The 12,565-nt window shown below is 66.6% G+C and carries 15 protein-coding genes and 1 tRNA gene; 5 read left to right on the forward strand and 11 right to left on the reverse strand.

Annotated elements, in window-relative coordinates; translation table 11 throughout:
• Positions 1-11: 11 nt before the first annotated feature.
• The 4 genes from ureC to B5X90_RS10340 all read right to left on the reverse strand — a co-directional run bounded on the left by ureC (position 12) and on the right by B5X90_RS10340 (position 2,938).
• Positions 12-1,814 (reverse strand): urease subunit alpha, encoded by a 1,803-nt coding sequence (gene ureC / locus B5X90_RS10325; RefSeq protein ID WP_079552644.1) that lies wholly within the window; start codon positions 1,812-1,814, stop codon positions 12-14.
• Positions 1,811-2,176, reverse strand: coding sequence for an urease subunit beta (locus tag B5X90_RS10330; protein WP_079552646.1), 366 nt, complete (start codon positions 2,174-2,176; stop codon positions 1,811-1,813). Before B5X90_RS10330 ends, ureC begins: the two co-directional genes overlap by 4 nt.
• Before the next feature lie 8 nt (positions 2,177-2,184).
• Complete coding sequence (locus tag B5X90_RS10335) at positions 2,185-2,487, reverse strand: urease subunit gamma (protein ID WP_079552648.1); 303 nt, start codon at positions 2,485-2,487, stop codon at positions 2,185-2,187.
• A gap of 130 nt (positions 2,488-2,617) precedes the next feature.
• Complete coding sequence (locus B5X90_RS10340) at positions 2,618-2,938, reverse strand: DUF6221 family protein (protein WP_079552649.1); 321 nt, start codon at positions 2,936-2,938, stop codon at positions 2,618-2,620.
• Between the two features lie 97 nt (positions 2,939-3,035).
• On the opposite strand from B5X90_RS10340, the gene B5X90_RS10345 reads away from it, so the two are divergent.
• A complete protein-coding gene (locus B5X90_RS10345) occupies positions 3,036-3,371 on the forward strand; it encodes a hypothetical protein (RefSeq protein ID WP_079552651.1) in 336 nt (111 codons plus the stop codon).
• A 148-nt stretch (positions 3,372-3,519) separates the two neighbouring features.
• On the opposite strand, the gene B5X90_RS10350 is transcribed toward B5X90_RS10345, so the two are convergent.
• Positions 3,520-4,275, reverse strand: a complete 756-nt coding sequence (locus B5X90_RS10350) for a LysR family substrate-binding domain-containing protein (protein ID WP_179129104.1) — start codon at positions 4,273-4,275, stop codon at positions 3,520-3,522.
• Between the two features lie 122 nt (positions 4,276-4,397).
• Here B5X90_RS10350 and B5X90_RS10355 point away from each other — a divergent pair, with 122 nt between their 5' ends.
• Positions 4,398-4,802 carry a DUF5997 family protein gene (locus tag B5X90_RS10355; RefSeq protein WP_018775636.1) on the forward strand — a complete coding sequence of 135 codons (405 nt, stop codon included), beginning with the start codon at positions 4,398-4,400 and terminating at the stop codon, positions 4,800-4,802.
• Between the two features lie 69 nt (positions 4,803-4,871).
• Here the strand turns inward: B5X90_RS10355 and B5X90_RS10360 are convergent, their stop codons facing one another.
• The gene (locus tag B5X90_RS10360) at positions 4,872-5,249 is read right to left on the reverse strand and encodes a VOC family protein (protein ID WP_079552653.1); all 378 of its coding nucleotides are present in this window, start codon (positions 5,247-5,249) and stop codon (positions 4,872-4,874) included.
• Positions 5,250-5,446: 197 nt separating this feature from the next.
• Here B5X90_RS10360 and B5X90_RS10365 point away from each other — a divergent pair, with 197 nt between their 5' ends.
• Both B5X90_RS10365 and B5X90_RS10370 read left to right on the forward strand, forming a co-directional pair.
• The gene (locus B5X90_RS10365; protein WP_079552655.1) at positions 5,447-6,079 is read left to right on the forward strand and encodes a hypothetical protein; all 633 of its coding nucleotides are present in this window, start codon (positions 5,447-5,449) and stop codon (positions 6,077-6,079) included.
• A gap of 53 nt (positions 6,080-6,132) precedes the next feature.
• Positions 6,133-6,771 (forward strand): NADPH-dependent F420 reductase, encoded by a 639-nt coding sequence (locus B5X90_RS10370; RefSeq protein ID WP_079552657.1) that lies wholly within the window; start codon positions 6,133-6,135, stop codon positions 6,769-6,771.
• Positions 6,772-6,791: 20 nt separating this feature from the next.
• Here the strand turns inward: B5X90_RS10370 and B5X90_RS10375 are convergent, their stop codons facing one another.
• The 4 genes from B5X90_RS10375 to B5X90_RS10390 all read right to left on the reverse strand — a co-directional run bounded on the left by B5X90_RS10375 (position 6,792) and on the right by B5X90_RS10390 (position 11,364).
• Positions 6,792-7,274 (reverse strand): pyridoxamine 5'-phosphate oxidase family protein, encoded by a 483-nt coding sequence (locus tag B5X90_RS10375; protein WP_079552659.1) that lies wholly within the window; start codon positions 7,272-7,274, stop codon positions 6,792-6,794.
• Positions 7,275-7,402: 128 nt separating this feature from the next.
• Positions 7,403-8,965, reverse strand: coding sequence for an APC family permease (locus tag B5X90_RS10380; protein ID WP_256860169.1), 1,563 nt, complete (start codon positions 8,963-8,965; stop codon positions 7,403-7,405).
• The gene (locus tag B5X90_RS10385) at positions 8,962-9,921 is read right to left on the reverse strand and encodes a universal stress protein (protein WP_079552663.1); all 960 of its coding nucleotides are present in this window, start codon (positions 9,919-9,921) and stop codon (positions 8,962-8,964) included. Before B5X90_RS10385 ends, B5X90_RS10380 begins: the two co-directional genes overlap by 4 nt.
• A 54-nt stretch (positions 9,922-9,975) precedes the next feature.
• Positions 9,976-11,364, reverse strand: coding sequence for a flavin monoamine oxidase family protein (locus B5X90_RS10390; RefSeq protein WP_079552666.1), 1,389 nt, complete (start codon positions 11,362-11,364; stop codon positions 9,976-9,978).
• Positions 11,365-11,558: 194 nt separating this feature from the next.
• Between B5X90_RS10390 and B5X90_RS10395 the strand changes: the two genes are divergently transcribed.
• On the forward strand, positions 11,559-12,251 hold the full coding sequence (locus B5X90_RS10395; protein ID WP_079552669.1) for a TetR/AcrR family transcriptional regulator: 693 nt from the start codon (positions 11,559-11,561) through the stop codon (positions 12,249-12,251).
• Between the two features lie 193 nt (positions 12,252-12,444).
• Here the strand turns inward: B5X90_RS10395 and B5X90_RS10400 are convergent.
• Positions 12,445-12,527: transfer RNA gene (locus B5X90_RS10400), tRNA-Leu, on the reverse strand.
• Positions 12,528-12,565 lie beyond the last annotated feature (38 nt).

Below are 12,565 nucleotides of genomic sequence, written 5' to 3' on the forward strand. Positions count from 1 at the left end.
CCTCTGGAAGCCTAGAAAAGGAAGTAGCGCTGCGCCATGGGCAGGACGTCCGACGGTTCGCACGTGACGTCCTCGCCGTCGACGCTCACCTGATACGTTTCCGGGTCCACCTCGATGTCAGGGGTGGCGCCGTTGTACTTGAGGTCCGCCTTGGTGAGGCTGCGGATGCCGGACACCGGCCGGATGACCTTCTCCAGTCCGAGCTCCGCCGGGACCCCGGCGTCGATCGCCGCCTGGGAGAGGAAGGTGATGGAGGACTGCTGCAGCGCCTTGCCGTAGGCGGCGAACATCGGCCGCATGGTGCGCGGCTGCGGGGTGGGAATGGAGGCGTTGGCGTCGCCCATGAGGGCGTAGGCGATCTGGCCGCCCTTGAGCACAAGGTCCGGCTTCACTCCGAAGAACGCCGGGTCCCAGAGCACCAGGTCGGCGAACTTGCCGACCTCCACGGAGCCGATCGAGTCGGCCATGCCCTGCGCGATGGCGGGGTTGATGGTGTATTTTGCCACGTAGCGCTTGAGCCGGAAGTTGTCGCTCTCCGCGCCGAGGCCGGACGCGGCGCCGTGGCTGCCGGCTGCGCTATCCCCCCGGGGGTCTTTGAGGACGCCGCGCTGTTTCTTCATCTTGTCCGCCACCTGCCAGGTGCGGATGACCACCTCGCCCACCCGGCCCATGGCCTGGGAGTCCGAGGACGTGATCGCGAAGATGCCCAGGTCCTGCAGGACGTCCTCGGCGGCGATGGTCTCGGCGCGGATGCGGGAGTCCGCGAATGCCACGTCCTCCGGGATGTCCGGGTTCAGGTGGTGGCAGACCATGAGCATGTCCAGGTGCTCTTCGATGGTGTTGCGCGTGTACGGCAGGGTGGGGCTGGTGGACGCCGGCAGGACGTTGGGCAGCCCGGCGATCTTGATGATGTCCGGGGCGTGGCCGCCGCCGGCGCCCTCGGTGTGGAAGGTGTGAATTACGCGGCCGTCGATGGCCCGGATGGTGTCCTCCACGAAGCCGCACTCGTTCAGGGTGTCGGTGTGGATGGCCACCTGGACGTCGTACTGGTCCGCGACCTGCAGCGACGTGTCGATCGAGGACGTGGTGGAGCCCCAGTCCTCATGGACTTTCAGCCCGATCGCGCCGGCGCGGATCTGCTCGGCCAGGGGTTCGACGGCGGACGCGTGGCCCTTGCCGAACAGGCCGATGTTGATGGGGAGCCCTTCGGCGGCCTGCAGCATCCGCTGGATGTGCCATTTTCCGGGGGTGATCGTGGTGGCTTTGGTGCCTTCGGCGGGACCGGTGCCGCCGCCGACCATCGTGGTCACGCCGCTGCACAGTGCGGCGGGGACCTGGTCCGGGGAGATGAAGTGGATGTGCGAGTCCACCCCGCCGGCGGTCAGGATTTTCCGCTCGCCCGCAATGATCTCGGTGCTCGCGCCGATCATGATGTCCACGCCGTCGGTGATCTGCGGGTTGCCGGCCTTGCCGATCCGGAAGATGTGGCCGTCCCGGATCGCGACGTCGGCCTTGTAGATGCCGGTGTAGTCCAGCACCACGACGTTGGTGATCACGGTGTCCGGGACCCCGCCGCCGGAACCAACACCGCCGGAACCAATGCCGCCGGAACCGTCACCGTCCCGGGTCACCTGGCCGTTCTGGCCCATGCCGTCTCGGATCACCTTGCCGCCGCCGAACACCACTTCCTCGCCGTAAACGGTGAGGTCCTTCTCGATCTCAAGAAACAGGTCCGTGTCGGCCAGGCGGATGGCGTCGCCCGTCGTCGGGCCGTAGAGGTCCGCATACTGCCTGCGGGATAGCTCGTAACTCACTGTGCGCCACCTTCCCCTTCGGAAACGTGGAGTTCGGAAGCAGGGAGTCCGGTCTGGCGGAGTGCGCCGTTGACGGCGTTGCTGAGGCCGTACACTTCCCGGCTGCCCGCGAGCTCGATCAGCCGGACAGTCCTGCTGTCCCCGGGTTCGAACCGCGCGGCCGTGCCGGCCGGGATGTCCAGCCGGCGGCCGTAGGCGGCCGCCCGGTCAAACTGCAGCGCTGAGTTGGCTTCGGCAAAGTGATAATGCGAGCCCACCTGGACGGGCCGGTCTCCGGTGTTGGTCACCGCGACGTCCACCGCCTCACGGCCGGCGTTGATGACCAGCGGCGCGGAACTGAGAACGTATTCTCCCGGAATCATCGAAGCTCCTAACGGATCGGGTCGTGGACGGTGACGAGCTTGGTGCCGTCCGGGAAGGTTGCTTCGATCTGGACGTCGTGGATCATTTCCGGCACGCCCTCCATCACGTCGTCGCGGCCAAGGATGGTGGTTCCGTAGCTCATTAGCTCCGGAACGGTCCGGCCGTCCCGGGCGCCCTCGATCAGTTCGTAGCTGATCACCGCGACGGCTTCGGGGAAGTTCAGCTTCAGTCCGCGCGCCTGGCGGCGGCGGGCGAGATCCGCAGCGACCACGATCATGAGCTTTTCCTGCTCACGGGGCAAGAGGTGCATGACGGTATCCCTTCAAGAACCGAACCGGCTGGCGGACCGCAGAATCCGCGGTGTGACCAGCGTAGGCCGCGGAGATTTCCTGCAGGTTTCGGGGACCCGTCAGCATCTCAGGAGCTGACCGCTGACGGCCCTATCCGGTGATCCGCCAGTGCGCCTGGAATTCGGGGTGGTCCGCATACGGCAGCGCCAGGGTGTGCAGGGAGAGCGTGGTCCATTCGATGACGTCCGGCACCCATCCGGCGTCGGCGGGTTCCTGGCTGACTAACGTGGCCAGCACGGTCTGGCGTGCGGATTCAATGATGCCGATGAGCTGGCGCTTGGCCTCGCACTCACGTAGCAGGCGGCGTTCATACCACTCGCCGGAGACGGCAAGCGTGGGGTCGCCGAGCAGCTTCAGGGCGGCGGCTTCGTCTTCTCTAATGCGTGCGGTCAGGAACTCGACGATGTCCACTCACCGAGCCTATGCGCGCCGGTGCCTACACGGCTACGGCCTGGCGTTTGCCCTTTTTCCTCAGGCCGGCACCAGCCGCGCTTGTTAGGGTGGGTGGATGAATCGACGTCTCGCCGCCCTTGCCGCTGCCGCCTTCTTGATCGGACTTACCGGCTGTGGACAAGTGCATGACGCTACCGAAAAGGCCGTCAACGACGGGGCGTCACAGGCTGCGACGGCGGCCGGGAACGAAGTGAAGAAGCATGCCTGCGCCATCGTGAAGAACGGCTTGGTCAGTGCCAAGGACAAGGAGCTACTGGGCGGTCTTGTCACCAGCGCGGAAGCCGGGGGTGCACCTGCTGAGATCACCACCCCGCTGCGCCAGATCGCCGACTCCGGCGACCAGGTTCCGGCCGAATCCGTCAAGGCCCTTCAGGACGCCTGCGCCAAGTAGCGGGCAGCACCCCTCAACCGGTCAATGCGCAGCCGGTCAGCAGGTACTCCCCTTCGTGCTCTATAGGGAGTTGGTGGAGGTCACGTTGCACCACGACGCATGCCCGTAAGCCGGTCCCTCACCGGCCAGAGCGTCCAACTCCTCGGGCCTAGCGTTTCCCCTTTTTCCGGGATCCCTTGCCGCGGCCCTTGTCCGGATTGGGCGCGTAACGCTGCGCCACCTTGGGCTTCTTGGCCGCTCCGGTGCCCCGCCGGTCCGGCTTGGGCTCGCGTTTGGGTTTCTCCTGCTGCGCCGAGGGCTGGCGGGAGCTCGCCGCGGTGCGTCCGCGGACAATGCCGATGAATTCCTCGATGACCTCGTCCGTGGCGTCGCTCGGCCACGCCAGGGCGATCTCCGTGGAGGGCGCGCCCGTGAGCTTCCGCGCCACGGTGTCCTTGACGTTGAAGTGCCGGGCCACGGACATCGGCAGGATCACCAGCCCGGCGCCGGAGGCCACCACCTGCAGGGCCATCGCGGGGCCGCCGAGCTCCTGCACATCGAGAAACGTCTCGGCAGACAGGTCCGCCAGGTCCACTTCTTCAAACAAGGAGACCTCGTGCCCCTTCGGTACCACCACCACAGGCTGCTCCTCGTAGAGCGGGATCACGCTGAGGCCCTCGCGTTCCACCGGGAGCCGGACGAAACTCAGGTCCGCGGAACCGTCGCGGAGCACGGACAGCTGCGCGCCGTCGTCGGACATAAAGGAGTGCAGCGGAACATCGGGCATCCGTTCCTCCCAGCGGCGGATCCATTTGCCCGGTGTCACACCGGCCACGTACGCGAAGCGCAGCTCCCGCCCGACTGCAACGGCTGGGACGACGGCGGTTTCGTCGGGGGTCTGGGGTGCTTCTTCTGCTGCGGACACATGTTCACAGTACCGCCCGGGGTGGCGCGGGGGTCCGCCGCGAGGGCGGCTCCGTGCTGATCCGGTGCTGGTTTGGTGCTGGGTTGGTGCCCTGCGGGCATCCCGCCAGATACCCTTGGACTATGACCTCTGCAAACTCCCAGTCCATGAAACCGGCCACCGTTGCCAAGAAGCTTGGCATCTACCTGCCGGCGACACCCCAGGAGTTCCAGGATTCAACCATCACCCGCGCTGATTTTGCCGACCTCCAGGCCAACCCGCCGGAATGGCTCGCGGAACTGCGCCGCAACGGGCCGCACCCGCGCCCCGTGGTGGCGCAGAAGCTCAATGTCTCCATCGCCGGCCTGGCCCGCGGTGGTGTTGAAGAAGCCCTGACGACGGCGGAAATCACCGCACTGCTCCAGGCTCCCCCGGCCTGGCTGGTGGCCGAGCGCGCCACCCACGCCGCCGTCCGCGCCGAGGCCCAGCGGGTCAAGGACGAGGCCGCCAAGAAGGACGCCAAGAAAGCCCGCGCCAAGGCCGAATAGCGGCACGCGCTTTCTCCCGGCCCCTCTTTACGAGCCGGTAGGCAGAGTCGGCGTGCGGTGGTCCGGCAACTAGTCCTGGTGCAGCTGCACGAAGTTCCCGCAGCCGTCATCCAGCACCACGCTGGTCCCGCCGGGCCCCTCGGACGGTTCCCCCTGGAACATCACGCCCTTGGCCGCCAGCCGGTCGTATTCGGCGCGGACGTCCGGCACGCCAAAGACGATCGCGGGAATCCCGGCGTCGTGCAGACCGTTCATGTAGGCCGCTCCGATCGGGTTGTCACTGGGTTCCAGCAGCAGCCCGGCGCCTCCGGCACCGTCCGGATCCTTGACGATGAAGAGGTTGTACTCCGGCATGGCCATCAGCGTCTCGAAGCCCAGCGTGCCGGTATAGAACTCATGGGCCGAGGCTGGATCCTTGACGTGGATACTGCACATTTTCAGTCGCATGGCCCCTAGGCTACGCCGGGAGGCCCGGCGTAGGAACCGCGACGCTGCCTTCGCACCGGGCCTTGGCGCCTGGGTTTGCGTCCGCGCTGGCACCGGGCATCACCCCGACCGGCGGGGCATTGACGGCCCCGCCGCCAGGGATTCCAATGGAACTAGCGGAACAGCGCCCGCCCGGGACCGTTCCGGGGAGGTGTGCAATGACGCTTTCACTATCCGGCGCCCTCGCGGCCTGGCAGTTCCTGGCCCTCGCCATTGTGGTTGCCGGGGCAGCGTTCGCCTCGGTCTATTTCGCCCGCAAGCATCTGGCGGCCGACGACGGACCCTCCGAAGGCGCGGACGGCGCGTTCTGGGACGCTTTCGCCGGACTCGCCGTCATTGTGCCCGCCATCGTCCTGGCCTCCTCCACATGGCCCTGGGCCGGCCTGGCGCTCGGCATGCTGGCCGCGGGGGCCGCCCTGGCGGCCGTGGCAGCGGCCCCCCGGCTGCTCCGCCGGCAGGAAGCCCGCCGGGCCAGCCGGGAGACCCGGATCGTGAACGAGGCGGCCGCCGCACGGCATCGGAGCGCCCTCGCCCGGTGGCAGCGGTACGAACTGGATCCGGGGTTCTCGATTGACTATCCCGCGATGAGCGATACCCGGCAACCGGAAACCGCGGCACTGATCCGGGCGATCAAGGCCGCCGAGGGTCTCGGCGGCCGCACGGACCGCGCCTGCACCGATGCCGCCTACGCCCCGGCCGTGGAACGGCTGGAACATGCCCTGGCTGCCGCCGAACGCGCGGCCGGCGTCAGCGCCGCCGGGCTGCCCGGCCCGGACCACGCGCACGGCTGATTCCCCGGAATTGCCGATCCGGCAGTTCGCGGCCACCTTGGAAAGGTTCCATCATGACTGACATCACGATCATCGGCAGCGGCAACATGGCACGGGCGATCGGGACCCGGGCTGTCGCCGCCGGGCGCTCCGTCCAGGTCCTGGACCGGACGCCGGAGAATGCCGCCAAGCTCGCTGCTGAACTTGGCGGCACCACCGGCTCCGGCGGCCTGAGCGAGGTTCCCGAGGGTGACATCGTCGTCCTCGCGCTGTACTTCGGCCCGGCCAAGGAGGTTGCCACGCATTTTGGCGACACCCTCAGCGGCAAGACGGTGGTGGACATCAGCAATCCGATTGACACCGAAACCTTCGACTCGCTGGTGGTCGCCCCGGGAACGTCGGCGGCGGAAGAAATCGCCGCACTGCTCCCGGGCGCACGGGTGGTGAAAGCCTTCAACACCACCTTTGCCGGCCCGCTGGGCTCCGGGGCGGCCGGTGGCCAGCCGTTGGACGTGTTCATCGCCTCGGACTCGGAAGAGGCCCGCAACGAGGTCGCGGCCTTCGCCGAAGCCGCTGGGCTGCGTCCGCTCCAGGTCGGCGCACTGCGCCACGCCCGTGAACTCGAGGGCTTCGAGCTGCTGGTGATGGCGCTGCAGGCCAACCCCGCGTATCCAACCTTCAACTGGGGCACCGGCCTGAAAATCACCGACTAGGAGCAGCCCGGTTCAGCGCGCTACAGCTCGACCGTTCCGCTATCTCCGACGCTCATCCGGCTGTTGGTCACCTTGGACTTGATCCACTGCAGCACGGTGGCCGCCGTGCCGCCCGGGCTGGTCCAGTACTCGGCGGAGTCCGAGTCGACATGGAGCAGGACCACCTCAGGGGTGTCCGGTCCGTCCGGGAACCAGGCCTCCACCACCTGATTCCACATGTCGTGGATCAGCTGCCGGTCAGTGACCACTTCAGCGGTCCCGGCCACCGAAACCCACTCGGTGCGCTTGCCGAAGGAGACGTTCACCGCCGGGTTGGCACGGATGTGGGCCACCTGGGAGGTGGTCGACGACGTGAAGAACCACATGTCGCCGTCGTCCTTGACCTCCTGGACGGCCAGCGGCCGGCTGACGAGCGCGCCTGCCTCGTTGATGGTGGTGAACATTCCGATGTGCGAATCGTTGATGATGTCCGTGACCTTGCTGATGCTTTCGGCATCCGACATGCTCTCACCTCGTTCTGGTTCCAACGGAGGAAGGTCCCCCTCCGGACAGCCTATTGGTAAGTGTGCTTACTTTCCAATGGCTGCCGGCCGGGGACCTTCCCTGGACCTTCCCTGAACCGGCAGTGGACTCAGTGCCCGCGGGTCAGGACCTGCCCCCTGAAGAACTCGGGGCGGAGCTTGGCCATGACCAGCATGAGCACCACGCCCAGCAGGATGACGCCCATGCCCAGGATGAAGACCAGCCCCACACCGCCGATCGAGGACCCTGATCCGTACGCGGGATCCATGGAGTCGTAGGCCGTCTTGACGAACATGACCAGCAGGATGACGCCGCCCAGCAGTGGCGCGAGGAACTTGAAGAAGAACGCCCTCGCTCCGCTGAACGCCTCGGCGCGGAAGAACCAGACACAGGCCAACGCGGTGATCCCGTAGTAGAAGCAGATCATCATGCCCAGGGCCGTGATGGTGTCCCACAGTGCGTTTTCCGACGTGGTCCGGGTGATGACATAGAACGCCGCGGCCGCGATGGCAGAGGCGATCGTGGCATAGCTCGGCGACTTGTAGGTGGGGCTGATCCTGCCGAACTTCTGCGGCAGCGCCCGGTAATGGCCCATGGACAGCAGGGTGCGCGCCGGCGAGACAAATGTGGACTGCAGGGACGCGGCGGAGCTGCTCAGGATGGCCAGGGACATCAGGATGGCGAACGGGCCCATTACCGGTCCCGCCAGGACGGCGAAGATGCTGCCCTGGTTCTCCGGGTTTCCGGTGCCCAGCCCCGTGTCGCCGACGCCGGCGTAGCTCAGCGTGGCCAGGGCAACCGTCATGTAGATGATCACGATGACCAGCACGGTGATCGTGGCGGCACGTCCCGGCGTTTTCTCCGGGTTCTTGGTCTCCTCGTTCATGGTCAGCGTGACGTCCCAGCCCCAGTAGATGAAGATGGACAGCGAAACGCCGGCGGCAAAGGCGGAGAAGGATCCCACGGCGAACGGGTTAAACCAGTCCGGGGAGATGGCCGTGGCGTCAAAGGCGGTTCCATTGGCGACGTGGCTGAACGCTGAGATCGAGAACCAGGCGAGGACCAGCAACTGAAATCCCACGAGAACGTACTGGACGGTCTTGGTGGTTTCCATGCCGCGGTAGGAGATCCAGCACGCGAGGGCTATAAACACCAGCGTGGTCGCGATATTCAGCGGCAGGTTGGTGGTGAGGTCGGCGAGTTCGGGATTGCCGAAGATCTGCGCCAGCATGAGGTAGAAGAAGTCCACCGCGACGGCGGCCAGGTTCGAGAGCACGATGATGGTCGCGGCGATGAGCCCCCAGCCGCCCATCCAGCCAATCCAGGGGCCGAACGCCCGCGAGGCCCAGGTGAAGGAGGTCCCGGCGTCGGGCATGGCGTTGTTCAGCTCACGGTAGCCGAAGGCCACCAGCAGCATGGGGACAAAGCCCACCAGAAAGATCGCCGGCAGTTGCACGCCGACCTCGGCCACGGTGGGCCCCAGGGCGGCCGTGAGGGTGTATGCCGGGGCGATACAGGAAATGCCGATGACGACGGCGCCAATGAGCCCCACCGATCCGGCTTTCAGGCCTTTTTCGCTCAGTCCGTGCTGCTGTTCGGTCTGCGATCCGGTGTGCTGTCCAGTGTGCTGTCCTGTCTGCGACGGCTTGGACATCGCATGGTCTGCGCTCATTGTTGTGCCTCTCGGGGTGTGTCACTCGACGCTGAATGATTGAGGTGCTTGAGTTCATAGACGCTGGGGACCACGATCATCGGCACCGGCAGGGCGCGCAGAATGCGGCCCGCTGTGCTGCCGAGAAAGATGGACCGGCCCTTGGCAAGCCGGCTGGACCCGATCAACAGGACCTCGCCGTCTTCCCAGTCCAGGCGGTCCACGGCTTCCTCGATGCTGCGCCCGTGGGCGACGACGATTTCCGTCTTAGCCTCTACCTGGGCTTCGGTCTTGGCCTCCCCCGGGACCTCCGCCTTCGCCTCCCCCGGGACTGCCGGCCCGCCGGCAGCCAGTGCGTCAGCAAGGCACTTGGCCGCGTACTCCCTAGCCGCGTCGGCTGAATCGGCCGCATCGCCGTCGAGCGCCAGCAGCGACACCACCCGCAGCGGCACGTCCCGGTTCGCCGCCATGCCCAGGGCGAATTCGAGCAACTTCTCCGCGCCGGCCCGGGTTCCGAGCCCGCAGCTGATCCGGGTCAAGGGCTCCTGGCGGTGGTAGCCGTGCGGTGCCAGGGCCACCGGAACGGTCGAGGCGTGGAGCAGTGCGCTGGCCACCGACCCGATCGTGAACCGTTTGAAGATCCCGGTGCTGGTGGCTCCGATGATGAGCATGTCCGCGCCCAGTTCCTCGGCCGCCTGGATCAGCGCGTGCGAGTCGGAATCATGGCTGCGGATGTGGGCCTGCGCCGGGACACTGGATGGAACCAGCGCCAGGGCCTGGTCGAGCCACTCCTGGGCCTGCTCATTGAGCAGATTTTCGAAGCCGGCCTTCGGTGCGAGGGCGTGCCCGGACTGCTGCACTTCGGGGACCACCAGCACAAGATCCAGGCTCGCCCCCCGCCCGAGCGCCAGGGAGACGGCCAGATTGACCGCATCATGGCCCCTGGCATTGGCTGAATACCCCACTACGTAACGCATCTGGCCGCTCTCCTAACTGAACTGGACTGCATTCAACTGACTTGTTGGGATTTTTTACGAGGCGACGGACGCACGGTCCGCAGCAGCGACGATCCGGGCCGCCGTGAGCTGCCCCATTCGGACGGCGCCGTCAACATGCTGGTAGCCCTCGGCCGCAATATCCGAGCAGGACCAGTAGATCGGCCCGACCGGCGTCAGCTGGTCCTTGCCGTAGCGGTGCAGTCCGCCAAGGTCGTAGCTGGCGGCGTAAGCCCCCCGGGTCCATTCCTCCGAACCCCAGTCGGACTCGTAGTAGACCTCGGGGTCCAGGGCCTTTTCGCCGAGGAAGGATGCAATCGACTCGAGGATGGCGCGGCGGCGATCCTCCGCGCTGAGCTCGAACATGGCGTCGGCCTTCTCATCCGAGACAAAGCCCACCAGCGTGCCGCGCGGGTCCTCGTGGTTCGTGTTGTCGTAGACCTCCTGCACAATGGCGCCGGCGCCGAAGGCGGTTCCGGACAGGCCGTCTTCGCGCCAGAACGGACTGCTGTAGACGGCGTGGACCTTGATGACCAGGCCAAGTGACTGGTGCTGGTGCATCTGGTGCTGGCGGCGGGGCAACGGCGGGTTAAAGGACACCCGGGTGTAGAGGTTCGGCGGCACGGCCATGATGACGAAACGTGCGTTCACCGTGGCCTGGTCGGAGACGGCAGTGACACGGTAGCCTCCCCTCGCGTCTTCGGCCCAATTGATGGTGCGGACCGGGCTGCCGAGGACGACGTCGTCGCCCAGTTCCGCGGCCTGCAGCAGCGAAACCTGCTGCATCCCGCCGACTACCCGCTTGTCCAGGATGAAGTCCTCATCCGTGAGGTTGGTGAAGGACCCCGCCGAGGCGGCCATGAGGACGGCCTGGAGGGCGGAGAAGGCGTGGGCCGGTTTGGTCAGCATGCCGCCGGCGATGAACAGGCCGATGTTGTTGCAGGCTTCCTCATCCGTTGAGTTCTGCCGCAGCCAATGGTGGAAGGAGATGGTGTCCAGCTCGCGGGCCTTGGGGTGGGCCCACGGTTCCTCGGGGTCCATCTCTGCGGCCAGGGAGTCCAGCAGGGCCGTGAGCTTGTCCATTTCGACGGCGGTGGTTTCGCTGACCGGGAAGGTGTCACCGGTGTACAGGGTGCGCTTGCCGTCCGCGCCAATGTAGACGGATTCGCCGTCGCGGTAGCGGGAATAGGTCTGCAGTCCGAGTTCATCCAGTAGCCCCAGGAGCCCCGTCTGGTCCGGCGAAACCCACTGGCCGCCGATCTCGAGCATGGCCCCGTCAACGGTGTCGGTCCAGGTCCGGCCGCCCACACGGTCCCGCGCCTCGAGCACCGCCACACTGAGCCCGGCCTTTTTAAGCTGGCGGGCGGCGGTCAAGCCTGACGGGCCGGCTCCTACGATGACGACGTCGCGGTCAAGTTCCAGCATGATGTTCCTCCCCGTGGCCGCTAGAGTGATGCGAACCACTAAATGAATGACGTTCATTTAGAATGATAGACCTTCCCCACGCTTCGGGGAAGACCCTCCGCCTCATGAATTTCGCCCGTAAAGTAGGGGCAGAACGGGCTCACCCCGAACCCGTTAGCCAAACTGAGAAGCCAAGCAGAGAAGAAAGGCCCGGAATGACGGCAGCAACCAGCGCCCCCGCCGATCCGCACGGCCCCGCCGCCGGGCCCCGCCGCCGCGCGGGACGGCCCGCCGCGGCCGTGCTGGACCAGAACGGCATCACCGTGGCGGCCCTGCAGCTGATTGGCAAGAGCGGCTACGACGGGTTCACCATGGCTGCCCTGGCGAGGACCCTGAACGTGGCTCCCTCGGCGCTGTACAACCATGTCTCGTCCAAACGGGACGTGCTGGTCCTCGTCCAGGACCACTTGACCTCGTTCGTTGACGTCACTGCCTTCGCGGCCGGGGACTGGGAACAGGCCGTGAGGGATTGGGCCTGGAGCTACCGCGATGTATTTTCCAAGCACACCCCGCTGATTCCCGTCATTGCCGTACTGCCCGTGGCCGACGCGCCCAAGACGCTGGCCATGTATGAGGCCGTCAGTGCCGGTTTCAGCCGCGCCGGCTTTCCGCAGGAGCGAATTGTCCCGGCCATTGTCGCCATCGAATCGTTCATCTTTGGCTCCGCCTACGACGTCACGGCACCCGCGGACATCTTCGATTCCGGCACCATGGCCGCGTCGACACCGCATTTCACCGCCGCCGTCCAGCGCCTGGCCGAGGAAGGCCATGACAAGCCAGCCGACGTCGCCTTCAGGCTGGGACTCGAGGCACTCCTCGCCGGGCTCGGGGCGCTCCGGGCAGCCTAGCGGGGTGTCTTTGGGGTTGGTCCGCTGCGGAGTTTCCCCACTGTTTACCGGCGCCGGTAAACACGGGCGGGTCGGCGCAACACGCCGGACCGCGCCTTCGAATGTGGGGAAACCCGGAAGCCCCGACGCCGGCCGCCCCCGTGTGGGTTAAACAAAAGAACCCCGGTCCAAGACCGGGGTTCTTTCGATTGCGTGCGCGAGGGGGGATTTGAACCCCCACGCCCTTTCGGACACTGGCACCTGAAGCCAGCGCGTCTGCCGTTCCGCCACTCGCGCGCAACTTCTTCCACTCGGATAGGGCCGGTTTCCCGGAC

It is taken from the genome of Arthrobacter sp. 49Tsu3.1M3, from assembly GCF_900168135.1.
Classification (GTDB): domain Bacteria; phylum Actinomycetota; class Actinomycetes; order Actinomycetales; family Micrococcaceae; genus Arthrobacter.